The sequence below is a fragment of the Microbacterium umsixpiens genome (genome assembly GCF_053543675.1).
The window spans coordinates 2,778-3,445 of sequence record NZ_JBLVOH010000177.1 but is presented as its reverse complement, the minus strand read 5'-3'; the positions used below and the strand labels follow the sequence as shown (position 1 = coordinate 3,445).

Sequence of the window (668 nt, the reverse complement as noted above, 5' to 3'; positions counted from 1 at the left end):
CGCGCCCCCCACGGCCGCGTCGTGGACCACGTTGCGCACGTACACGGCGAGCGCGAGCTGGAGGACTCCGAGCGTCAGTGCGGTCAGGAGCGTGCCGACCAGGAGGAACTCGACAGGGCTGGATCCGCGTTCGTCGGCCAGTGCCCGCGCGACGCGCATGTCAGAGCCCGGAGACGCGCTGGATCGCCTGCTCGAACAGGGTGGTCAGCGCCGGACCGGCCACAGCCCAGATCAAGACGACCAATCCGGCGGTCATCAGCGTGACGAGCACCCAGCCGGGTACGTCTCCGGTCTCGTCGCGGGCGAACGCGTCGACGCGGCTCGCTGCAGAGCGCCACCAGCGTCGCCGGGTGCCCTGTCGGTGACGGGTGTCCAGTGAAGGTGCAAACATGGTCGTCCTTTCATGGCCGATCATCATGGCCGATCAGCCGATACCGAGTCGGAGGATGAAAAGTCCCGGGTAGACGGCGAACAACACCGACAGCGGGAGGATGAGGAAGACGAGCGGCAGCAGCATCAGGATCTCCTTGCGCCCTGCCTGTTCGATGAGCGTTCGCTTCGCGTCTTCCCGTGCGTCTCCCGCCTGCGCATGCAGCACGGCGGCGAGCGGTGCCCCGTGCTCGAGGGCGGCGATCACCTGGTCGACGGCACGTGACAGCGCGGTCAGG

At 68.1% G+C, this 668-nt stretch carries 3 protein-coding genes; all 3 read right to left on the bottom strand.

All coding sequences use genetic code 11. The features are described from left to right. On the bottom strand, positions 1-159 hold a 159-nt coding region (locus tag ACNPM4_RS16900), incomplete at its 3' end, for a TadE/TadG family type IV pilus assembly protein (RefSeq protein ID WP_448986457.1). Position 160: 1 nt separating this feature from the next. After that, positions 161-391, bottom strand: a complete 231-nt coding sequence (locus tag ACNPM4_RS16895; protein WP_105710857.1) for a hypothetical protein — start codon at positions 389-391, stop codon at positions 161-163. A 33-nt stretch (positions 392-424) separates the two neighbouring features. Continuing rightward, a partial coding sequence (locus ACNPM4_RS16890; RefSeq protein ID WP_448986454.1) for a type II secretion system F family protein occupies positions 425-668 on the bottom strand: 244 nt, incomplete at its 5' end.